This is a genomic window from Streptomyces sp. CB02056 (genome assembly GCF_001905545.1).
GTDB lineage: Bacteria > Actinomycetota > Actinomycetes > Streptomycetales > Streptomycetaceae > Kitasatospora.
The window spans coordinates 91,171-111,945 of sequence record NZ_LIPD01000024.1 but is presented as its reverse complement, the minus strand read 5'-3'; the positions used below and the strand labels follow the sequence as shown (position 1 = coordinate 111,945).

The 20,775-nt window shown below is 73.2% G+C and carries 20 protein-coding genes; 10 read left to right on the top strand and 10 right to left on the bottom strand.

Translation table 11 applies throughout. The features are described from left to right. Positions 1 to 259 precede the first annotated feature (259 nt). Positions 260 to 394: a DUF397 domain-containing protein gene (locus AMK13_RS45640; protein ID WP_338016390.1), complete on the top strand. Its 135-nt coding sequence runs from the start codon at positions 260 to 262 to the stop codon at positions 392 to 394. A 184-nt stretch (positions 395 to 578) separates the two neighbouring features. Here the strand turns inward: AMK13_RS45640 and AMK13_RS39200 are convergent, their stop codons facing one another. Both AMK13_RS39200 and AMK13_RS39195 read right to left on the bottom strand, forming a co-directional pair. Then, on the bottom strand, positions 579 to 1,247 hold the full coding sequence (locus tag AMK13_RS39200) for a response regulator transcription factor (protein ID WP_380745244.1): 669 nt from the start codon (positions 1,245 to 1,247) through the stop codon (positions 579 to 581). Between the two features lie 32 nt (positions 1,248 to 1,279). Beyond that, positions 1,280 to 2,290, bottom strand: coding sequence for a sensor histidine kinase (locus AMK13_RS39195; RefSeq protein ID WP_079272918.1), 1,011 nt, complete (start codon positions 2,288 to 2,290; stop codon positions 1,280 to 1,282). A 306-nt stretch (positions 2,291 to 2,596) separates the two neighbouring features. Between AMK13_RS39195 and AMK13_RS39190 the strand changes: the two genes are divergently transcribed. From AMK13_RS39190 to dacB, 4 genes are all read left to right on the top strand, one after another. Then, complete coding sequence (locus tag AMK13_RS39190; protein ID WP_079136449.1) at positions 2,597 to 3,337, top strand: ABC transporter ATP-binding protein; 741 nt, start codon at positions 2,597 to 2,599, stop codon at positions 3,335 to 3,337. Then, a complete protein-coding gene (locus AMK13_RS39185) occupies positions 3,334 to 4,674 on the top strand; it encodes an FtsX-like permease family protein (RefSeq protein WP_074006325.1) in 1,341 nt (446 codons plus the stop codon). Before AMK13_RS39190 ends, AMK13_RS39185 begins: the two co-directional genes overlap by 4 nt. 62 nt (positions 4,675 to 4,736) lie before the next feature. Then, positions 4,737 to 5,504 (top strand): DUF4097 family beta strand repeat-containing protein, encoded by a 768-nt coding sequence (locus AMK13_RS39180; protein WP_074006324.1) that lies wholly within the window; start codon positions 4,737 to 4,739, stop codon positions 5,502 to 5,504. Between the two features lie 77 nt (positions 5,505 to 5,581). Beyond that, the gene (gene dacB / locus AMK13_RS39175; RefSeq protein ID WP_079272917.1) at positions 5,582 to 7,228 is read left to right on the top strand and encodes a D-alanyl-D-alanine carboxypeptidase/D-alanyl-D-alanine endopeptidase; all 1,647 of its coding nucleotides are present in this window, start codon (positions 5,582 to 5,584) and stop codon (positions 7,226 to 7,228) included. A 289-nt stretch (positions 7,229 to 7,517) separates the two neighbouring features. On the opposite strand, the gene AMK13_RS39170 is transcribed toward dacB, so the two are convergent. Continuing rightward, positions 7,518 to 8,045, bottom strand: coding sequence for a ferredoxin (locus AMK13_RS39170; protein ID WP_074006322.1), 528 nt, complete (start codon positions 8,043 to 8,045; stop codon positions 7,518 to 7,520). 218 nt (positions 8,046 to 8,263) lie between these two features. Here AMK13_RS39170 and AMK13_RS39165 point away from each other — a divergent pair, with 218 nt between their 5' ends. Then, positions 8,264 to 8,806 carry a hypothetical protein gene (locus AMK13_RS39165; protein WP_074006321.1) on the top strand — a complete coding sequence of 181 codons (543 nt, stop codon included), beginning with the start codon at positions 8,264 to 8,266 and terminating at the stop codon, positions 8,804 to 8,806. On the opposite strand, the gene AMK13_RS39160 is transcribed toward AMK13_RS39165, so the two are convergent. Both AMK13_RS39160 and AMK13_RS39155 read right to left on the bottom strand, forming a co-directional pair. After that, positions 8,776 to 9,438, bottom strand: coding sequence for a response regulator (locus tag AMK13_RS39160; RefSeq protein ID WP_074006320.1), 663 nt, complete (start codon positions 9,436 to 9,438; stop codon positions 8,776 to 8,778). The genes AMK13_RS39165 and AMK13_RS39160 overlap by 31 nt on opposite strands. Then, a complete protein-coding gene (locus AMK13_RS39155; protein ID WP_079272916.1) occupies positions 9,435 to 10,763 on the bottom strand; it encodes a sensor histidine kinase in 1,329 nt (442 codons plus the stop codon). Before AMK13_RS39155 ends, AMK13_RS39160 begins: the two co-directional genes overlap by 4 nt. 366 nt (positions 10,764 to 11,129) lie before the next feature. On the opposite strand from AMK13_RS39155, the gene AMK13_RS39150 reads away from it, so the two are divergent. From AMK13_RS39150 to AMK13_RS39140, 3 genes are all read left to right on the top strand, one after another. Further along, the gene (locus AMK13_RS39150; RefSeq protein ID WP_074006343.1) at positions 11,130 to 12,629 is read left to right on the top strand and encodes an alpha/beta hydrolase family protein; all 1,500 of its coding nucleotides are present in this window, start codon (positions 11,130 to 11,132) and stop codon (positions 12,627 to 12,629) included. Positions 12,630 to 12,783: 154 nt separating this feature from the next. Continuing rightward, complete coding sequence (locus tag AMK13_RS42660) at positions 12,784 to 13,695, top strand: hypothetical protein (protein ID WP_074006319.1); 912 nt, start codon at positions 12,784 to 12,786, stop codon at positions 13,693 to 13,695. Positions 13,696 to 14,041: 346 nt separating this feature from the next. Beyond that, complete coding sequence (locus AMK13_RS39140; protein ID WP_074006342.1) at positions 14,042 to 14,419, top strand: hypothetical protein; 378 nt, start codon at positions 14,042 to 14,044, stop codon at positions 14,417 to 14,419. Positions 14,420 to 14,450: 31 nt separating this feature from the next. On the opposite strand, the gene AMK13_RS39135 is transcribed toward AMK13_RS39140, so the two are convergent. After that, positions 14,451 to 14,723 (bottom strand): hypothetical protein, encoded by a 273-nt coding sequence (locus AMK13_RS39135; RefSeq protein WP_074006318.1) that lies wholly within the window; start codon positions 14,721 to 14,723, stop codon positions 14,451 to 14,453. A 149-nt stretch (positions 14,724 to 14,872) separates the two neighbouring features. Next, positions 14,873 to 15,259, bottom strand: a complete 387-nt coding sequence (locus AMK13_RS39130) for an LppU/SCO3897 family protein (RefSeq protein ID WP_074006317.1) — start codon at positions 15,257 to 15,259, stop codon at positions 14,873 to 14,875. A 260-nt stretch (positions 15,260 to 15,519) separates the two neighbouring features. Between AMK13_RS39130 and AMK13_RS39125 the strand changes: the two genes are divergently transcribed. Beyond that, a complete protein-coding gene (locus AMK13_RS39125) occupies positions 15,520 to 16,680 on the top strand; it encodes an ATP-binding protein (protein WP_079272914.1) in 1,161 nt (386 codons plus the stop codon). Between the two features lie 97 nt (positions 16,681 to 16,777). Here the strand turns inward: AMK13_RS39125 and AMK13_RS39120 are convergent, their stop codons facing one another. From AMK13_RS39120 to AMK13_RS39110, 3 genes are all read right to left on the bottom strand, one after another. Next, positions 16,778 to 18,415 carry an alkaline phosphatase D family protein gene (locus AMK13_RS39120; RefSeq protein ID WP_049655540.1) on the bottom strand — a complete coding sequence of 546 codons (1,638 nt, stop codon included), beginning with the start codon at positions 18,413 to 18,415 and terminating at the stop codon, positions 16,778 to 16,780. A 163-nt stretch (positions 18,416 to 18,578) separates the two neighbouring features. Continuing rightward, positions 18,579 to 20,225 (bottom strand): multicopper oxidase family protein, encoded by a 1,647-nt coding sequence (locus AMK13_RS39115; RefSeq protein ID WP_241853221.1) that lies wholly within the window; start codon positions 20,223 to 20,225, stop codon positions 18,579 to 18,581. Beyond that, positions 20,218 to 20,718: a hypothetical protein gene (locus AMK13_RS39110; RefSeq protein ID WP_198959521.1), complete on the bottom strand. Its 501-nt coding sequence runs from the start codon at positions 20,716 to 20,718 to the stop codon at positions 20,218 to 20,220. Before AMK13_RS39110 ends, AMK13_RS39115 begins: the two co-directional genes overlap by 8 nt. Positions 20,719 to 20,775: the final 57 nt, after the last annotated feature.

Here is a 20,775-nt window from a genome sequence, read left to right as displayed (position 1 = left end):
ACACACTCTGCACCCAACACGGCATCGCAACAACGGCCTGAGCCTGACCTAGATCGAATACTTCGCCAGCAGAGTCGCCGGGCCGACTTCCTGCGCGGGAGCCAGGGGCGAGTGGTGTGGGGCGGCCCGATCCGACAGCACGACGATCAGCTCCGGATGGAGTCTCTGTCCAAGGTGGCTTCGCTCGACGTGATCCGCGCTGCACCGACGCCAGCTGGCACAGGTCCGGGTACGGCAACAACGGGGCACCTGCGTCGAGGTGGCGCCCGGATTCCCCGACGTGAGGCCCGTCCGCGATTCCAAGGACCCGAACGGACCGGCCCTGATCTTTGCCGCCAAGGCCTGGGAACCGTTCGTCACCACTCTCCGCAGTGACGAGTTCGGCGAGGCCTGAACCAAGGATCTCCCCGGTCGGCCAGATGCTCGGCTGGGTCCTCCCGCCGAGCATCTGACGTGGTGGAGAGCACCTACTTCCCGATCAAGGCGACCATGCTCGGCGGCCGGGTCCGGCCACGGAGCGGATCAACTGCACCGTTCTGCTGCAGGCCGCCGCCGGTGGACGCAGCGGCGTTGAAGTCCTAGTTGTATTCGAACCAGGTCAGGATGGCCTTCACCCGGCGGTTGTCCTCGCCGGAGGGCATGCCGAGTTTCAGGAAGACGTTCCCCACGTGTTTGGCCACGGCGGCGCCCGAGAGGAACAGTTCTGCCTCGATCTCCGCGTTGGAGCGGCCTTCGGCCATGAGGGCGAGCACCTCCTGTTCGCGGGCCGTGAGCCGGGCGAGCGGGCCCCGCGGCGGGTCGGCGCGGGTGACGTGGCGGACCACCTCGGGGTCGATCACCACTCCGCCGCCGGCGACCGTCTCGACGGCCCGCAGGAAGTCCGCCACTCTGCCCACCTTCTCCTTGAGCAGGTAGCCGACCGCCCCGTCGGCGCCCGGGCCGTTCAGGAGTTCGCGCACGTACGGTCCCGTGACGTAGGCGGAGAGGACCAGGACCGGCAGGTCCTTGTGCCGCGACCGAATGTCGATCGCGGCCCGGAGTCCGTCGTCGGTGTTCCCGGGCGGCATGCGGACATCCGTGATCACCAGGTCGGGGGCGGCTCCGGCGGCGGCGAGGTCGTCGACGGCGGCGACCAGTTCGTCGGCGTCCTCGCATTCGCGGATCACGTCGTGGGCACTGGAAACCAGGATCTCCCGGATTCCGGCGCGTATCAGCAGGCTGTCGTCCGCCAGGATGATTCTCACAATCGGTTTCCCGTCGCTTTCCCTGTCGAATTCCGTCACCACGGGGGTTGGGCCGGGGCGGATGCCACGACCTCCGTTCCGCCGCCCGGCGGGCTGGTGATTTCGAGGTTCCCACCGACGCTTCGCATCCGCTCACGCAGCCCGGAGAGCCCGGATCCGGTGCTGATCCGCGCGCCGCCGGCGCCGTCGTCGCCCACCCGGACACGGACGCCGCTCTCGGTGCACCGCATGTCGATCCGGGCGCTCCCGACGCCCGCGTGCTTGGCGATGTTCGTCAGGGCCTCGGAGACCGTGAAGTACACGGCCGCGGCGATCGGCGAGGAGAGCCAGGCGTCCGTACCGGTGCTGGTCAGTTCGACCCGCAACGGTGATCTGGCCACCAGTTCCCGGACGGCGGCGACGAGGCCGAGATCGCTCAGTTCGCTGGGGTGGATGTCGCGCACCGTCTCCCTCAGCCGTTCGAGGGCGCGCTCCGCCTGGGCCTGGGCCTGGCGGGCCAGTTGGACGATCCGTTCCTGCTCGGTGGCCGTCGCCGCGGCTTCCAGGATTCCCAGGCGCATGACGAGGGCGACGAGTTCCTGCTGGGCGCCGTCGTGCAGGTCGCGCTCGATGCGCCGGCGCTCGTTCTCGAAGGCCGCCGTCAGCGAGGCCCGGCTGGTGCGGAGTTCCTCCAGTTTCGCGAGCAGGTCGGGGTTCCGGCTCCCCGAGAAGGCCCGCAGGAGCAGGTCGCGGAGCAGGGAGACGCCGGTCAGCGCGCCCACGGTGACCGCACCGAGGGCGATTCCCGCGGGCACCGCCACGAGGGTTTCCCACAGGGCGGCCGGGGTGAACGGGCCGACTTCCGCGGCGATGCCGAAACCCCAGAGGACGGGGGAGAACACTAGCGCCAGGGCGCCGAGGAATCCGAAGAAGCCCACCGGCAGCGAGAGCGCGGACAGGAGCGCGGCGGTGACGAACACGGGCAGGTCGGTCCTCCACACCGACCGTGCCCGCAGCCGGTCGGCCACCCACCGCGGCCAGCTGCGGTCGGCGGGCCGCAGCGGCATCGTCCGGACTCCGCACCACTGCGCCCTGGAGCGGTCCAGTTCGGCCACCATCGGAACCGATACCGGTGCGGCGAGAACGGAAATCAGGAGAATCGGAAAGGCGGCCGCTGCGACGAATTCGGTCAGCAGCCTCCGGGCAACACGAATCTGCGCCATGATCGACATTTTCGCACGGTTCGGACCGGTCGGGCGGTAGATCCAAGTCTACCTCCGATAGCAGTGCAGGCTCCCGTGCACTCCACTGCCCGGCCCTGTTTTCCTTGATTCATGCCATTTCCCACTGCCGCTCCCGTGCCGTGCATTCGTTTGCGCGGCCTTCGGACGGAATTCCCCATTCCCGGCCGCCGGGGCGAGACGACGCGCGTCCTGCACGACATCGACCTGGAGATTCCCGAAGGCCGGCTGACCGCCGTCGTCGGCCCCTCCGGTTCGGGCAAGTCGACGCTCCTGCTCTGCACGGCCGGGCTGGAGCGGGCGACCGCGGGGTCCGTCGAGATCCTCGGGACGGACGTCCGCTCGCTCAGCCCCCGCAAGCAGGCCGCGTTCCGCAGCGAGAACATCGGCTTCGTCTTCCAGGAGTACAACCTCGTCAGCTCGCTGACGGTCGAGGACAACATCGCCCTGCCGGCGCGGCTCGCCGGCCGCCGGGTGCCCCGGGCGCGGGTCGAGGACGCCATGGCGCGGCTCGGCATCGCCAAGCACGCGCGGCGACGCCCCGACCGCCTCTCCGGTGGCGAGCGCCAGCGCGTCGCGGTGGCCCGGGTGGTGGCGAACCAGCCGCGGATCGTCTTCGCCGACGAGCCGACGGGTGCGCTCGACCTCAAGTCGGGTCATGTGGTGCTCGACTGGCTGCAGGCGCTTCCCGCGCAGGGGAGCACGGTGCTCATGGTCACCCACGACCCCCACGCCGCCGCGCGGGCCGATCAGGTCGTGGTGATGGGGTCCGGGCGGGTACACGCCGTCATCCCCGGTGGCGACTCCCGCGCGGTGGGCGACGCCGTCCTCGCGGCGCAGTCGGCGGACGAGGCGGGCGGGGAGGAGTCGTGATCCGGCTCGTGCTGTCGGACATCCGCCTGCAGGCGTCGATGTGGTGGTGGACGCTCCTGTGCGCCACGGTCGGCGCGGCGTGCTCGGCGGGCTCGGCCATCGCGATGTTCACCGCCGTCTCGGCGGCGCGGGCGGCGGGTGACGCACGGATGGTCTCCGCGTCGATCGCCCTCGGCGGCAACATCGCCTTCTTCACCGTGCTCGCCGCCGTGGGCGTCGTCGCCTCCGCGGTCGGCCTGACGCTGACGACCCAGCGGCGCGAGCACGCCCTGTGGGTGATCCTCGGGATTCCGCGCCACCGGGTCAGGTTCGTCCTGCGGACGCAGACGGTGGTGCTGGGCGCGGTGGCCGGCGCGCTGGCCGCACCGCTCGCCCTGCTGGTCGCGGGTGTCGCCCTCGCGCAGTGGAAGGGGACGGGTCTCGAACTGCACGGGGCCTCGGCCGGGTTCCGGTTCTGGTACGTCGGCGTGAGCGTGCTGTTCGGACTGGTTCCGTGCCTGCTCGGCGGCTGGGGCGTCACCCGGCGGGCCGCCAGGACGCCGGAGATGCGCGCCTTCCGGGACTTCTCCGACCCCCCGGCGCGGCCGGGCGTCGCCCGCGCTGCCCTCGCCCTGTGCCTGCTCGCCGGCGTGGTCGGGATGTGGATCCCCGGCCTGGGCCTCGAACTCGAGGGCGGACTCGCCCAGCGGACGGCCTTCGCGTTCGCCGGGAACCTCTTCCTCCTCTGCCTGCTGCTGCTCATGGGGCCGTGGGTGCTCACCCCGCTGATGAGGCTCTGGACGGCGCTGGTGCCCTCGCGCGGCGTCGCCTGGCACCTGGCCGTGCAGTCGTGCCGGGCCCGCGCGACGAGGAGCGTCACCACGGTGCTGCCCTTCGCGCTCTCCCTGTCGTTCGTCGGCCTCTTCATGGTGATGGGGAAGGTCATGCCCGGAGGCAACGCCGGGCTGGACAACATCCTGGTCGTGCTGGGCTGGGTCTTCGTCGTCTCCTGGGTCGGGGGCCTCGCCGTGATCGCCCTCGTCGGGCGGGAACGCGCCCGCGACTGCGCCGTGGTGACGGTGGCCGGTGCGCGGCCGGGCGTGGTCACCCGGTCGATGGTCTACGAGGGGGCGATCTACGCGGGGACGGCGATCGTCTTCGGCGCGCTGTTCGTCGCCGTGTCGAGCCTCACCACCGCCCTCGGAGCCCGGACCGACGCCGTCCGGGTCCTGGCGGGCCTCCCCTGGGCCACGCTCGGGGCGCTCGCCGCCGCGACGCTGGTCACCACCTGCCTCGCGCTGGTCCTGCAGGCGGCCCGGGTGTCGCGCACGGTCGCGGTCCGGGCGCTGCGCTCGTGAACCGGGGCGCGGGAACCCGCACCACCTTGCCCGTTCATGCTCGTTGACGAAGGAAGAACCCGATGGAACCGACCACCCGCACGCTTCTCGCCCTCGGCGGAGCCGCCCTCCTCGGCCTCGCCGCCACGGCCTGCACCACGGACGGCGCCTCGACCGACGCGACCGTGGAATCGAAGTCCTTCGACTTCTCCGGCGGCAGCCTGACCGTCGACTCCGGTTCCGCCGACCTCGCGCTGGTGGCCGCCGACATCGAGGACGTTCAGGTGGAACGACGGGTCAGCGGCAGGAAGGTCGGCGGGGAGGTGGGGTCCGGCTGGCAGCTCGAAGGGGGCACGCTCACACTCTCGCTGGACTGCACGGGGATCTCGGTGGGCTGCGGCGCGAAGTACACCGTGAAGGTGCCGCGCGCCGTCGCCGTCACCGCCGAGAGCGGCAAGGGGCGCATCGAGGCCACCGGCTTCACCGCGGACTTCTCGGCCCGGACCGCCGGCGGCGACGTCCGGCTGTCGGACCTCCACGGAGCCAAGCTGGCCCTGCAAGGCGGCGACGGAAGCATCAAGGGCGACGGGATCTCCGCCCGGTCCGTCAGCGTCACCTCGCGCAACGGCACCGTCGACCTGCGCCTGGCCGCCGTGCCCGACCTGGTCGACGTGCAGAGCAAGGACGGCGACGTCGAGCTGGGCCTGCCGGACTCGACGTACGCGGTCCGCACAGCCGCGAAGAAGGGCGACGTCACCGTGAACGTCGCGAAGGACGACGCGAGCGGCCGTTCCGTGGCCGTCCGGACCCGCAACGGCAGCATCGCCATCGGCAAGGGCGGGAAGCCCTGACCGCCGCGCGGCAACCAGGCCGGAAGCCTTCGATCGAGCGCGAAAGCCGAACAGGAAAGTCGAACAGGAAAGAACGAATGCCAAGCAACTCCCTCTCCGGAATCAAGGCCCCTCGGGTACGGCGGCGTACCGCCCTGGCGCTCGCCGCTTCGATGACGGCCGCCGTGGCGATGACGGCGTGCTCCCACGACTCCACGGACGACTCGGCCTCTCCCACGCCGGGTGCCGCACCGGTGAGCGCCGACCTGCAGAAGCTCATGAGCACCGCACCGTGGTCGTCGGGCCAGTGGGGCCTGCAGGTCGCCGACCTGCAGACCGGGAAGGTCGTCCAGTCCAAGGGCGCCGATTCCCAGTTCATGACCGGTTCGACGGCCAAGACCTTCGCGGTCGGTGCCGCGCTCGACGTCCTGGGTGACGACCATCGCTTCCGTACGCCCGTGGTGCACTCGGGTACGGTCTCCGCGGACGGGCGGCTCTCCGGCGACCTCATCCTGGTCGGGAGCGGCGACCTGGCACTCGGCGGGCGGACCACCGCGTCAGGCGGACTGGACGTCCCCGACTTCGACCACTACGACGCCAACGCCGTCCCCGGCATGGCGACCATCACCGCAGAGGACCCGCTGGCGGGCGTCAACGAGCTGGCCCGACAGGTCGCGGCCAGCGGAGTCCGCCACGTCGACGGCGACGTGGTGATCGACAACCGACTCTGGGATCCGGTGTCGATCGGCGGGTTGCCGGTCACCCCGACCATCGTCAACGACAACCTCATCGACGTGCTCATCACGCCGGGCGCACCCGGCGAGCCGGCCAAGGTCGACTGGCGCCCGAAGACGGCCGCCTTCGGCGTCGACGCGCAGGTGACGACCACACCCGCCGGAAGCAAGCCGGCGGTGACGACCGAGAGCGTGAGCCCCGGTCACATCCGGGTCCGGGGTTCCGTGCCCGCGGACGCGAAAGCCCCCTTCGTGACGACCTACCAGGTCCCCGACCCGGCGGCGTTCGCCCGCACCGTCCTCATCGAGGCACTCGCCAGGAACGGCGTCAGCGTATCCGCCCCCTCGCTGGGAGCGAACCCCGACAGCAGGCTCCCCCCGTCGGCGGAAGTGAACTCGCTGCCCGTATCGGCGACCTACACCTCTCCGCCCTTCAAGGAGTACGCGAAGCTGATCAACAAGGTCAGCCACAACCTCGGGGCGAACCTGCTGCCGCCGCTGATGGCGGCACACAACGGGCAACGAACCTATGCGGACGGCATGAAGACCGAGAAGGAGTTCCTCGCCCGCTCAGGAGTGGATCCGAGTGCAGTGAGCCTCGTCGACGCCCAGGGCCTCCCCGGCGACAAGGCGACGCCGACCGCCCAGGTGGCGCTGCTGCGGCACCTGGCACGACAGGACGACTTCGACGTCTTCTACGACTCCATGCCGAACATGGGCGTCGACGGCTCGCTCGCCGACGTCATCGACCGCACCGACCCCGCCGCAGGACACATCCGCGCGAAGACCGGCACCCTGGTCAGCCCCTACCAGGGCAAGCTGGCCCTCGGCACGAAGGCGCTCGCCGGCTACATCGATGCGAAGGACGGCCACCGCTACGCCTTCGCGATCTACGTGAACAACATCCCGGTGCCCAGCGACTCCGTGAGCGATGCCATCGACCTCGCGCTCAAGGCCAACAAGCAACTGGGAGCGATGGCCGCCACCATCTACAAGTCGCCCAAGGCGTGAAGGCCATCCTGACCTGGTTCGAAGACGACCGGGACTCCAACGCCGTCGCGTCCACCGGCGGCGGCATGACGCAGGTCCGTCCTCCATGACCTTGCCATCGGTTGTCGATCTTCGCGAGATGCCGGACCTGTCGATCCAGGGCCACCGGGCGAGCGCCTGGGGCAGGCCGGTGACCGCGACGCCTGCGACGATCTCCCGACGGTCGGTCATGCCCTGGGTCCGGGAGGCCAGGATCCGTACGGCGAGGCGACGGCTGGCCCCGGCGAGCCCACGCGCTCGCTGCGTGACGCTACAGCTCGGGCAACCGGTCAACGGGGGCGGGGGATCGCCGCTCTTCCAGCCAGTAGAGGTAGATCCGCAGGTCGGTTGCCAGGCCACCGGCGATGTAGAGCTCAAAGTCGCGGACGGCAGCGGCTACGCCCTGGCCTGCCCGGACATCGCTCTCCTCCCATGTGCTCCGTTGATCGGAGAGGTACTGCACGACCTGGCCGCGGTCACGCCACCACTCCCGGACCGTTTGCGGTGTCCATCGCGAGTCGCCATCGCAGCCGTACCCGAGGAACGGGTCGTTGTCTGCCGCCTCGACCAGCAGGGCCGTGTCCGCAGGCGTTCTGGGCTGGCGGTAGACGTACTCGCTGAGGTATCTGCCTCCGTAGAGAACGTGAGCGGGTGCCGAAAGCCGTCCCGTCCAGCAGGTATCGGTCTCCCCGCCGTAGAAGGGCCCGGGAACGTTGAGCCACAGTCGGTCTTCCCAACGGCCTCGGAAGGCGTCACGGTCCTTGCCGAGGATGGCCATCGGGTCGAAGTAGAGCGTCATCAGCCGAGACTAGGGCATCCGTTCGAGCTCGACGACGGGCCGTCGACGGGAGGGCGACTTCCCGGTCCCCCGGGCTCGCCTCGGCCGCGGTCGGCGCTGTGTCGGGACGAGAGACCGGGCGCACCGACAACCGGCTGCCCTCGAACCGGCGTCTGCTCCATGATCCCGGGGCGGGAGTCCGAGCTGCCGCCTCAGCCCTTCAACGACCAGGAGCCCGTATGTCGGTCGAGCTCGACATCCCGGAATTCCCCCATGAGGAGCCTCCCGGCGAGATCACCTGCCGGCAGAAGCCCTGGAACGGTGTCCTCGTCAGGGTGGACCGGATCCCCTTCAAGGCCGGAGACAAGCTCACCTTCGACGTCACGGTCCGCAGCGACTTCCAAGGGCAGACCCCGGCCGCGGCAGTCCAGGGCGTCGTGAACATCGCCGCTGACACCGCCACGGTCGACTACGCCATCCCATGGGACGGCGTCCTCAACGCCGTCACCGAAGGTTCCATCATGGTCTTCTACACCCTCACTCCCGCCGACGGCAGCAAGCCAACGACCTCTGAGGGCGCCATAGTCCGGTACTCCCGCCGGCAGCCCGGTGGCGCCGTCTGCGGCCCGGACAGCTGCACGACCTCCAGCCGGCACGCCGGTGGGCGTTCCACAGCCAGGGCGTTGGCCTCGGCCGCGCGGGAAGTCGGCGGGGCCGACTTCCCGCGCGGGGTGGGTACCGGGAGGGCGGGTCATGTCGGGTGGATGAGGCGGGTTTCGTAGGCGAGGACCACGGCCTGGATGCGGTCGCGGAGTTCGAGCTTGTGGAGGATGCGGCCCAGGTGGGACTTCACGGTGGCCTCCGCGAGGTGCAGGGTGGCGGCGATCTCGGTGTTGGACAGGCCGCGGCCGACCTGGACGAGTACCTCGCGTTCGCGGGTGCTGAGCCGGTTCAGCCGCTCGTCGTGGTCGGGGTTGCGGCCGTCGGGGATGTGCGGGCGGAGGTTGTCCAGGAGGCGGCGGGTGATCCGCGGGGAGAGTACGGCGTCGCCCGCGGCGACGTTGCGGATCGCGGTGAGGAGTTCCTCGGGGCGGGCGTTCTTCAGCAGGAAGCCGGAGGCTCCGGCGTTGAGTCCGGCGAAGGCGTACTCGTCCAGGTCGAAGGTGGTGAGGATGAGCACTCTGCTCTGCGGGGAGGCCGCGATGAGCTGCCCGGTCGCCTCGATGCCGTCGGTCCCGGGCATCCGGACGTCCATGAGGACGACGTCGGGGCGCAGTTCGCGGGCGAGGCGTACGGCCTGGGCGCCGTCGGCGGCTTCGCCGACCGGTGCCATGTCGGGCTGGGCTTCCAGGACGGTGCCGAAGGCCATCCGGAGGAGTGCTTCGTCGTCGGCGATCAGGATGCGGATCGTCATGCGGGCGGCGCTCCGGCGCTGTCGAGGTGGAGGCGGGTGTGGACCCGCCAGCCGCCATCGGGAAGCGGTCCGGCGTGCAGTGTGCCCCCGTAGGCGGCCGAGCGTTCGCGCATGCCGGGGATGCCGTGGCCGGGCGGTACGACGACGGCAGCGGTGGCGGTGGCGGGCTGGGGCGGGTGGGGGCCGGTGTCGGTGACGTCCACGGTGACGGTCGCGGCCGCGCAGTGGATGCGGACCGTCGCGCGGGTGCCGGCGGGCGTGTGCTTGAGGGTGTTGGTCAAGGCTTCCTGTACCAGGCGGTAGACGGTGAGTTGGGCGGTGGCGGGGATGTGGGCGTGGCCGCCGTGGACGTCGATGCCGGTGGGCAGCCCGGCGGCGCCCATCTGGTCGGCGAGGGCGGCCAGTTGAGCGATGCCGGGCAGCGGGTGGCGCCGCGCGTCGGGTTCGTCGGTGCGCAGGACGCCCAGCGAGCGGCGCATGTCGGTCAGGGCCTGCCGGCCGGTTTCGGAGATCTGGAGCATCGCGGTGGTGGCCTTGTCGGGCGACCGGTGCTGGGCGTAGACGGCGGCGTCGGTGAGCGCGACCATGACGGACAGGTTGTGGGTGACGATGTCGTGCATCTCCCGGGTGATGCGCGTCCGTTCCTCGGCGGCGGCCAGTCGCGCCTGCTGCTCCTGTTCGTGTTCCAGGCGTGCGGCCCGCTCCTCCAGGGCGGCGAGGTAGGCGCGCGTGGTGCGCACGTTCACGCCGAGGACGGCGGCGGCGACGGCCAGGGCGGTGACCGCGACGAAGGGGGTCAGGAACGCGCCGTCCGTCGACCAGCGCAGGCAGGCCAGCAGGGCCCCGGCCTCCACGACGGCGCCGGCGATGAGCGTGCCGCGCCGGCCCGAGTTCGCCGCCACCGTGTAGAGGGCCACCAACAGGGCTACGTCGGCGGGCAGTTGGAAGCCCGTCAGCCACTGGACGAGGGCCGCGGCCGCCACGGCGGCGAACACCGTGCGCGGGGCCCGGCGCCGCCACAGCAGGGGCAGGGTGAGGGCGGCGGTGAGGGCCGCGGCCACCGGCAGCTCGTGCGGTGCGCGGGTGGTCGCGACGTTGAGGAGCAGGAGCGTCGCCAGCAGGGCGTCCCATGCCGTGGGCGGCAGCCGGGAGCGCCAGCGCGCGGCGGCTCTCAGCGGTCGCGCGGCTCGTGCGGCTCGTGCGCAGGCGAGGTCGGCGTAGCCGGTCAGCCGTGCGGCCGTCCTCGCCCACCGGGCCCGCACGCGGACGCGCACCGGCGCCTGGTTCCGGTGGGCGTGGCCGGGTTCGGCGGCCGCCTCGGTCATCGCACGTCCCTGTCGATTCGGCGTCAAGGCGGCCCCGGGTCCGGCACGTCGGGCACGTCCGGCACGTCGGGCACGTCCGGCACGTCCGGCACGTCGGGCACGGGGACCGTACGCCTCGCGCGGCCCCGGGTGCGTGCCGCCGCCCCGGCACGTACCGCGGCCCTGTCACGGTAGGCCGCCGGCCCCGCGCGGCGCATGAGCCCACCGTCTGATCGCCCCGCGCCGGCATACGACCGCAGGAGGAGTCCCGCCACCTCCCGTGGTCGCAGCGCGCCCGCCGCTCCGGCCCGCCCGGCTGCCACCGCGGTCGTACCCGGACCGCCGCGGACCGCACCCCTGGTGGCACGCGGCGGCGACCGGTGGCCGATGCGGCGGCGCGCGCCCGGCGCCGAGCATGGCCAGGTGACCGAGATCATCCCGGGACTGCCCATGTCCCCCCTGGAAATCCTCGCCCTGCTGGCCGCCCTCGCGCTGGTGACGGCACGCTGGCTTCCCCCCGCCGCCCGCCCGCGCGCCACGATCGCGGCGGGGGCGGTCCTCGTGCCGTGCGCGATCGCGCTGGGCGCGGCGGGCGTCCGCTGGCAGCTGCTGCCGGTCCTGGCGGGCGCCGCCCTCGCCTCGCCGTTCGCCCTCGCGCCCCTGCTGCGACCGCTGCGCCGCCGTACCGGACGGCCGGCGTGGCGGGCCCGCTGGTGGCTGGCGCTGCCGGGGTCGGCGGCCTGCGTCGGCCTGATCGCCACGGGCCCGGTGGCCGCCTGGGCCTTTCCCGTCCCGGTGTTCCCCGAGCCGTCGGGCGGCTTCGCGGTCGGCACCCGCGTGGTGCAGTGGACCGACCCGCACCGCCCCGAGACCTTCACCGCCGACCCGAACGACCTGCGCACCGTCGTGGTCCAACTCTGGTACCCCGCAGGGGAGATCCCCGCGGGTGCGCAGCGGGCCCAGTACCTCGGACGCACCGCGCAGGAGGCGCGCACCGTCTCCGGGGCCCTCGCCCGGGGCGTCGGTCTGCCGGGCTTCCTGGTCGACGGCGTCCCGCGCGCCCGCAGCCGTTCGGTCTTCGACGCTCCGGTGGCCGGCGGCGGCGAGCGGTTCCCGGTCGTGCTGTTCTCCCCCGGGTCGGGCGGGGTGCGCACCCAGAACACCGCGTGGGCGGAGGAACTGGCCAGCCACGGCTACGTGGTGGCCGCCCTCGACCACCCGTACGACTCCGCCGCCGTCGTCCTCGCCGACGGCCGGACGATCGGCACCGAGACCGCCTCCAGCGGCGACCGGGACAAGGACGACGAGCTGGCGGCCGGCTGGACGGCCGTCCGGGCCGGCGACCTCGGCTTCGTCCTCACCCAGCTGGACGCCCTGGAGCGCGGCGGGATCGCCGACCCGCTGACCGGACGCCTGGACACCGGCCGGGTCGCGGTGACCGGCCACTCCATGGGCGGCGCCGCCGCCCTGCAGGCGGCCCGGCAGGACCGCCGCTTCGCCGCCGTCGTCGACCTGGACGGCTACCCCCACGGCCCCACCGCGCCCGCCCTCGACCGGCCGACGCTCGCGCTCACCCAGGCCATCACCCCGGACAGCGACCCGCGCTACCTGCCCCGCCTCACCGAGGCGCTCGACTCCAGCACCGCGCCGAGCTACCGGCTCACCGTCCCCGGCGCCGCCCACCTCACCTTCATGGACGGCCCCCTGTACCTGCCGCCCGTGCCCTCGCTCGTCGGCACCCTGGGCCGCACCGGGGGCCCGCGCACCGTCGCCGCGGCCACCCTCGCCTTCCTGGACGCCGTCCTGCGGGACAAGCCCGGCGACCCGGCCGGCGCCCTGCGCTCCTACGGCGACCTCACCGTCCACCGCCCGGGCACCCCCGGCTGACGCCGGGTGACGAAGGGCCCCGGCCGGGGCAGTTGTCGCGAACGCCCGTTCTGTGCGTGACCGTTGTGGTACGTTCCGTAATCCAACCGAAAACAGGCGACCCCGGCGGTGCTACCAACACCCCGGGGTCCGGCAACAGGAGCCAACACTCCCGATGCGCGTCCATCGTAGCGCCCCCGTGCGCAACTTCACCGTGCTGCCCAACGCCGTACTCCAGTACCGACGGCTCTCCTACACCGCCCGGGGCCTGCTCGCGGACCTCCTCTCCCGGCCCGACGGGTGGCGCGAGGACGGCCGGCACATGGCCGACACCAGCCCCCAGGGGCGCGGCGCGATCCGCAGGGCCCTGAAGGAGCTGGCCGACGCCGGGTACTACCGGGTCGAGAAGATCCGCCTGCCCGACGGCACGATCATCACCGAGACCCACGTCTACGACGTCCCTCGGGCCGCAGCGCCGAGTACCACCCGCCCGGTCCCCGGTGGAGCGAGCACCGGCCGCACTGACACCCTTTCAAAGGACCGGCACCAAGAACCCACCCTCCCCGCCGAATCGCCCTCCGAACCGCCCGACGGGCAAGCGGGCGGGCGGCCGGGCGGGCAGTCCGACGAGCAGCTCCGCGAGGCGGTCGCCACGCTGTTCCGGGTGATCCGCCCCGAGCCGCGACTGCGCCTGGGCGAGGCCGAAGCCCGCGCACTCGCGCCCCTGGTCGCCCGGTGGCTGGAACGCGGCAGTACCGCCGCCGACCTCGCCCAGGCCCTGCTGCCGGGCCTGCCCGCCCCGATGCACTCGGCGGCCGCCGTCCTCCGCCACCGCCTGGAGCGCAAGCTGCCGCCCGCCCCAAGCACCGTACGGACCGGGGCACTTCGGTACGCCGAGTGCGCGGCGTGCCACGACCCGGTGCCCGAACCCGGCATCTGCGGCCCCTGCGCGGGCCTCGCCCCCCGCCCCGTCGCGGTCGGCGGCGGCGAGGCGGCCACCCGCCCCGGCGCGGCCCGTGCCAGGGCGGCGCTGCGGGCCGCCCGGGCGGCCGGCCCGCACCCGGGCGGCCTTGTCACCTGCCGCTGAGCCCGGAGGCGTGTGCCGCTCGACTCCGTGCCGGAACCCCTCTGTGAACACCCTGGAGGCCATGTACCGCTCCCCACCGGGGATTTGCGCGGACGGGGAGCCCGGTGGCGCGGTTCCGGCGGGCGTACGGCGCATGCGGTCCCATCACGGGACGGACCGCCGAGTCCTCCGCGGAAAGCCGGTTGGTCACCCACTGGGTCCAGCGCCACCCCGGTTTCGACACCGGGGCGGCGGCGTGCGGATCGAGGGCGGAAGCCCGGGCGGCACGGGGTGCCGCGTGGGTGCTGCCGTCCTGGTACTCGCCCTCTTCCTGATCCGTACGCGCAGCGGCTGGTATTACTGGGGTATGCAGGAAGAGACGGCACGCTCCGCGATCGACACGTTCATCTCCGCGTTCAACGCCTCGGACGACACCTATGTGACGGCCCTGCTCTCCCAGGCCCTGACCTCGGACGTGGTCTTCTGGGGGCCGTTGGGCCGCAGCGAGGGAATCGCGGCGGTCGAGCAGTTCGTGCTGGACATCCGGCACCACCCGGCGGGAACCGGCACGATGACGCGCTGCTCGGCGGTGGACATGCCCGGCGAGTGGGCCCGCTACCAGTGGGTCTTCACCACCCCGGACGGAGGCCCCCGCCTGGCGGGAACGGACGTCGTCCATCTGCGGCGGAGCCTCATCGACCAGGTCATCGTCTTCGCCGGGGAGATCGAGCCGTCCGCCTCCTGACGAACCGCCCGGGCAGCGCCGCGGGCGGGCTTCAGCGCGGGGAGCCGTAGCGGAGGTCCACGAGGGCGCCGGTCAGGCCGCCGAGCGTGAGGGCGGGGACGACCGCCGACCAGGGGTCTCCGGTCAGCGCTCCGGAGAGCATCACCAGGGCGATGACAGCCGCTGCGACGGCGCGGGCCGGCAGCGAGCGCGGCAGCAGCGGTACGGGCGCACCGGCGCGGTGCCGTCGGGCCAGTCTGACGGCGAGCAGGACCAGTGCGGCCACCAGGAGCGGCGGCACCATCGCGTGCGTGGAGATCCCCATGGCCTTCGCCCTTCTGGACGGCTGGGTGCGAACATACACCCCCGACTCCCCTGCCCACCGCCCCCGGTGACAGCGAACGGCCCGGCGCCGGGCCGTTCGGCGAAGGCTCGGCCGACCGAGTGCGGCGAGGGGCCCGGGGCGGCGCCTCGCTACGGGTTGACGGGGCCGAGGATGGTGGTCGGCTTCGGCTGCTTGGGGGTCTCCAGGCTCTGCAGGCAGAGGGTGTACTTGTCGCTGCCGTGCTTGGAGGTGAAGTAGCCGTCGGCGGTGGGGTACTTGCGGCAGGCGTTCTCGCCGTCGGTGGTGTCGTCCTCGCGGCCGACGACGCGGGCCTCGGCCTTCGGGTCGGAGCAGGGGACCACGTCGATGTCGGGATTGCTGTCGACGACGCCGGGCAGGACGGCGGCGATCGGGTTGTTGTTGTGGATGCAGTCGCCGGCCTCGGCGAACTCGGGGTCGCGCTTGGCCATGACGACGATCAGCGGGATCAGGACCGCCGGGACGAGCAGGCCGACGATGGCGGGCCGCAGGTACACCGGCTTGCCGGGGTCCGCCGGCGGGCGGGGCGCGAAGAACTTGGATCGGGGGACCTCGGGAGCGCCCGGAACGGCCCCGTACGCGGCCCCGGCGGGGGCGGGGCCGCGCTCCGGCGGGTGTCCGGGGCCCCTGCGGCGGGCGCCCGCGGGCAGGCGCTCACGCGCCCGCCTGCGCCCTCGGCAAATGGGCTCTGACCTGGCGTTATACCGAAATTCGCCTAGGCTGTGGAGCTCTGCCGGACACCTTCGGAGGGGACATCGTGAACGAGGAGAAGACCGGGTACGAGGCCGCCCGCATCCAGGTCCTGGAGGGCGTGGAAGCCGTGCGGAAGCGGCCCGGGATGTACATCGGCTCGACCGGTGAGCGCGGCCTGCGCCACATGGTGTTCGAGGCTGCTGACCGGGCGGTGAGGGAGGTCCTGGCCGGCCACGCCGGGCGCGTCGACATCACCCTCATGTCCGACGGTGGCGTGCGCGTCGCCGACGACGGCCCGGGCGTCCCCGTCCGCGGGGCGGAGGGCATCGGTGAGCCCGACCTCGACACCCTGCTGACCCGTCTGTGCGCCGGAGCGGGGCCCGGTGGCGGCCGCAGCGACCTGGCGCTCGGGCACTGGGCGGTGGGCCCCGCCGTCGTCAACGCCCTGTCGGGCCGGATGACGGCCGAGGTGCGGCGCGAGGGGGTGCGCTGGGAACGGGAGTACGCGCGCGGCACGGCCGTCACCCCGCTCACCGACGCGGGCCCGGCGACCGGCAGCGGGACCGTCCTCACCTTCTGGCCGGATGCCGAGGTCTTCGGGACGACGGAGTTCTCCTTCGACGACCTGGCGGACCGATTCCGTGAACTGGCCTTCCTGAACCGCGAGTTGGACATCTCACTGACCGACCGGCGCGGGCCCGGCGAGCCCAGGTCCGAGCGGTTCCACTCCCCCGGCGGGGCACAGGACTTCGTCGCATTCCTCGACAACCGGGACGCGGCGCCCGCCGCCACGGACACCGTCGCCTTCGAGGGCGAGGACCCGCGGATGGCGGGGACGGTGGAGGTGGCCCTGCGCTGGCGCGCCGACGGCGAGGAGCGGGTCCGGAGCTTCGCCAACAGCCGGCCCACCCCGCGCGGCGGCACCCACGAGGCGGGCTTCCGCGACGGGGTGGCGGCCGCGCTCGACGCGTACGCGCGCAAACGGCTCCGGCCGGCCCCGGCGGAACCCGGCCTGAGCCCCGGGCAGGCCTGGGCGGGCCTGACGGCGGTCGTGTCGGTGAAGCTCGACGAGCCCGAGTTCCACGGCTCCACCCTGGACGTGCTCGGCAACACCGCCGTGCGCGCCTGCGTCGCCGAGGCCGTCCGACGCCACCTGGACGCCTGGCTGGAGGAGCACCCGCAGCAGGCCGCGGCCGTCGTCGAACGCCTCGTCCGGGGCGCCTGAGCGGCACCCGGCCCGCCTGCACGGCCCCGGCCGCCTGAGCAGCACCCGGCCCCGCCGCCTCCCTCAAGGCGGCGGGACCGGGAGGCCAAGGGCCCTGTCAGGCCGGGCGGATGCCCGGGTTGCCGGCCTCGGTGGTGAAGGAGGCGGCGGTGGACAGGGTGCCGCCGGGGCGGGTGATGTGGGAGACGACGCGGTAGTCGGCGCGGGCCCGGTGGCGGTCCAGGGTGAGCACGGTGTAGCCGCGGCGCCCGTCGTAGAACTTCATGTGCGGGTTGGCCGCCATGAGGTTGCCCCAGTTGGACGGCTTCTCCTCGCCGTCGCCGTCGCTGCTGATCGAGGTGCCGACGAACTCCACGCCCACCGTGCGGGAGTTGGGGTCGTTGAAGTCGCGCTTGACGTCCAGGGCGTAGGCCACGTGGACGTCGCCGGTGAGCAGCACCAGGTTCTTGACGCCGGACTGGTCGACGGCCTTCAGGAAGCGCTCGCGGGCGGCGGGGTAGCCGTCCCAGGCGTCCATGGAGAGCTTGGAGCGCTCGGCGGTGGTGTTCTTGCGGCGGGAGAAGACGACCTGCTGGGGGACGACGTTCCAGGTGGCCTTGGAGTGGCGCAGGCCGTCGGCGAACCAGCGTTCCTGGGTGGCGCCCATGAGGGTGCGCTTGGGGTCGTCGGACTCGGGGGTGGGGTACTGCCAGCCGTCGCCGTTGGCCTGGTCGTCGCGGTACTGGCGGGTGTCGAGGATGTCGAACTGGGCCAGCTGGCCGTAGTGGACGCGCCGGTAGAGGGTCAGTTCGGTGCCGCGGGGCTGGGGCATGCGCAGCGGCTGGTTCTCCCAGTAGGCGCGGTAGGCGGCGGCGCGGCGGGCGACGAAGGGGGCCGGGTCCTGGTTCTTCTCGGGGATGCCGGCGGCGTAGTTGTTCTCGACCTCGTGGTCGTCCCAGGTGACGTACCAGGGGTGGGCGGCGTGGGCGGCCTGGAGGTCGGGGTCGTTCTTGTAGAGGGAGTAGCGCAGCCGGTAGTCCTCGAGGGTGGTGGTCTCGTGGTTGAAGTGGGCGGCGAGGGTGCGGTCGGTGTACTTGCGGTCGCCGCCGGCGGCGTCGATGCCGTACTCGTAGATGTAGTCGCCGACGTGGAAGACGGCGTCCAGGTCCTCGCCCGCGAGGTGGCGGAAGGCGGTGAAGTAGCCGTCCTCGTAGGCCTGGCAGGAGACGAAGGCGATGCGGGCGCTGTCGAGCTTGCGGCCGCGCGGCGGGGCGGTGCGGGTGCGTCCGACGGGGCTGGCCCAGGTGCCGACGGTGAAGCGGTACCAGTAGGTGCGGGCGGCGTCGAGGCCGTCGACGTCGACGTGGACGGCGTAGTTGAACTCGGCGTGGGCGCGGGCGGTGCCGCGGCGCTCGACGCGGCGGAACTTCTCGTCGCGGGCGATCTCCCAGCCGACCCGGACGGAGCCGGTGGGCGGCAGGCCGGCGCCGGGCTCCAGCGGGCGGGGGGCCAGGCGGGTCCAGAGCACGACGGCGTCGGAGGTGGCGTCGCCGGAGGCCACGCCGAGGGTAAAGGGATCGTCGCCGATGGCGCGCGGGGCGATCTCGTTGTCGGCGGCGTGCGCGGAGGGCAGGTTGACGCTGAAGGCGAGCGCGGCGGCGGCCGAGGTGACGGTGAGGAAGCGGCGCCGGTCCAGGCGGGAGGCGGCCTCGCGCAGCATCCGGTCGGGCGTGGGGTGGTCGTCGGGGCGGGTCATGGGGGTGGTGGCCTTTCGCTGCTCGGGGGGTGTGCGAAGGGAATTGGAGTGGACCGCCCGGTACGGCGGGGGTCGGGATTCCGGCAGCAGAGTGATCATCCGGTGCGAGAGCCGTGAAGGTCCGGCAGTTCCGGCGGATCCCCCCGAACAGGGGTGAAAGGGATCAGACGACTTCCAGGTTGGCCATCATCCCCATGTCCTCGTGCTCGGCGTTGTGGCAGTGGAAGAGGTAGCGGCCGCGGTAGCCGTCGAAGCGGGTGATGATCTCCGCGGACTCCCCCGGGCGCAGCGAGACGGTGTCCTTGAGGCCGGCGTCGTGGGGCAGTGGGGGTCTGCCGCCGCGGGTGAGGATGCGGAAGCCCACGAGGTGGAGGTGGACGGGGTGGTGGACGTCGGCGATCAGGCGCCAGATCTCGGTGTCGCCGAGGGGGACGGTGACGTCGGTGCGGGCGGGGTCGAAGGGGCGGCCGCCGATGAGCCAGCCGTGGCCGCCGTTCGTGCGGCCGGCACGGAAGGCGAAGTCCCGTGTGCGGACGGCGTCTTCGCGCCGCCAGTCGGGCAGGTCGGTGGCGAGGCGGGGCGGGATGCGGCTGTCGTCGGCGGGGGCGGGGCGGGCGATGCGGAAGGCCATGACGTCGCGGGTGCGGCCGGTGCCGAGGCGGTTGACGATCCGGACCAGGGAGCCGACGGGGGCGGCGGCGAAGTCGACGACGAGGTCGTAGCGTTCGGCGGGGGCGACGGGCAGGCTCCGGTGGGTGACGGGGGCGGCGAGCAGGCCCTGGTCGGCGCCGATCTGGACGAGGTCGAGGCGGCGGCCGTCCTCGGTGCGGGCTTCGAGTTCGTAGTGGCGGGCGTTGGAGGCGTTGAGCAGGCGCAGGCGGTGGCGGGCGGCGTCGGTCTCGTGGACGGGCCAGGGGGCGCCGTTGACGAGGACGACGTCGCCGAGGACGCCGGCGAGGTGGGGTTCGGTGACGCCGGGGCGGTCGCGCAGGGCGGGGTCGAGGGAGGGGTAGGTCAGGGCGCCGTCGGCGGTGAAGGCGCGGTCGGTGATCATCAGGGGGATCTCGTGGGGGCCGGCGGGCAGGCCGAGGGCGTCCTCGGCGTCGTCGCGCACGATGTGCAGGCCGGCGAGGCCGCGCCAGAGGGCGGGGGCGGTGAAGTCCATGCGGTGGTCGTGGTACCAGAGCAGGGTGGGGCGCTGGTCGTTGGGGAAGGTGTAGTCGCGTCGCAGGCGGCTGGTGACGGCGCGGGGGTCGGCCATGCCCGTACCCGTGCCGCCGCCGTGGCCGCCCGCGCCGTCCATGCCGGGCATGCCGGGCATGCCGGGCATGGTCTGGGGGGCCTGGGGCCAGGCGGCGGGCAGGACGAGGTCGGTGGGGTAGCCGTCGGAGTCCGCGGGGGTGCGGCCGCCGTGCAGGTGGACGACGGTGGGCACCGGCAGTTCGTTGCGGTGGGTGACGGTGACGGGCCGGCCGCGGCGGGCCTCGATGGTGGGGCCGGGGAAGGAGCCGCCGTACGTCCACAGCGGGGTGCGCAGGCCGGGCAGGACCTCGGCGCTGGTCTCGCGCTGGACGATCTCGTAGCGGTCGGTGCCGCCGTCGGTGGAGACGGGCCTGGCGACGGCGGGCAGCGGCAGCGGCACCTGGTAGGGGGGCGGCAGGACGGCGGCGCTGCGCAGTTCGGCGCCGGTGGTGGCGGGGCGGCGGGCGAGGGCGGCCGCGCCGGCCAGCGAGGCGGTGGTGAGCAGGCCGAACGCTCCGCCGATTCCGAGAATTTGACGGCGCGTCAGGTTGACGTGGGGTTCAGGCACGGTCGTCGTCCTCCCGGCGGAGGGGCCGGCGCGGGGGCAGCGGGGTACGCCACAGGGCGATGGTGAGCACGGCGAGGCCGGCGATGGTCGCCACGCCCAGCGGCAGGTGCAGCCACAGGGCGCCTTCCGTTCCGGCGACGTACTGCGCGGTCTCGGCCGCGACCGCGGCGAGGGTGGCGGCCGCCGGCCAGGAGCGGCGCAGCCGGATCCACACCACGAGGGCGGCGACCAGCTGCAGGTAGCCGAGGGCGGTGACGGCGTTGGCGCCGGCGGTGTGCCAGCCCAGGGCGTCGTAGTCGCCGCTGAGGTAGACGCCGGCGAAGACGGGCTGGCCGAAGGCGGCGGCGGTGTGGACGGCGGCCACGGCGCGCAGGGTCCGTCCGGCGGGCCCGGTCCGCTCCCCCGGGTCGGCCCCTGCCCGTGGCCCGGTCCGCTCCCCTGTGGCGGACCGGGCCTCGGGCTCCGGTGGGGTCTGGTAGGCGGCGGTGGCCATGGCGCGGGGTCCTTCCTCGTACAGGGCGTCCGGGCCGGCGCATCGCTGCGGGCGGTG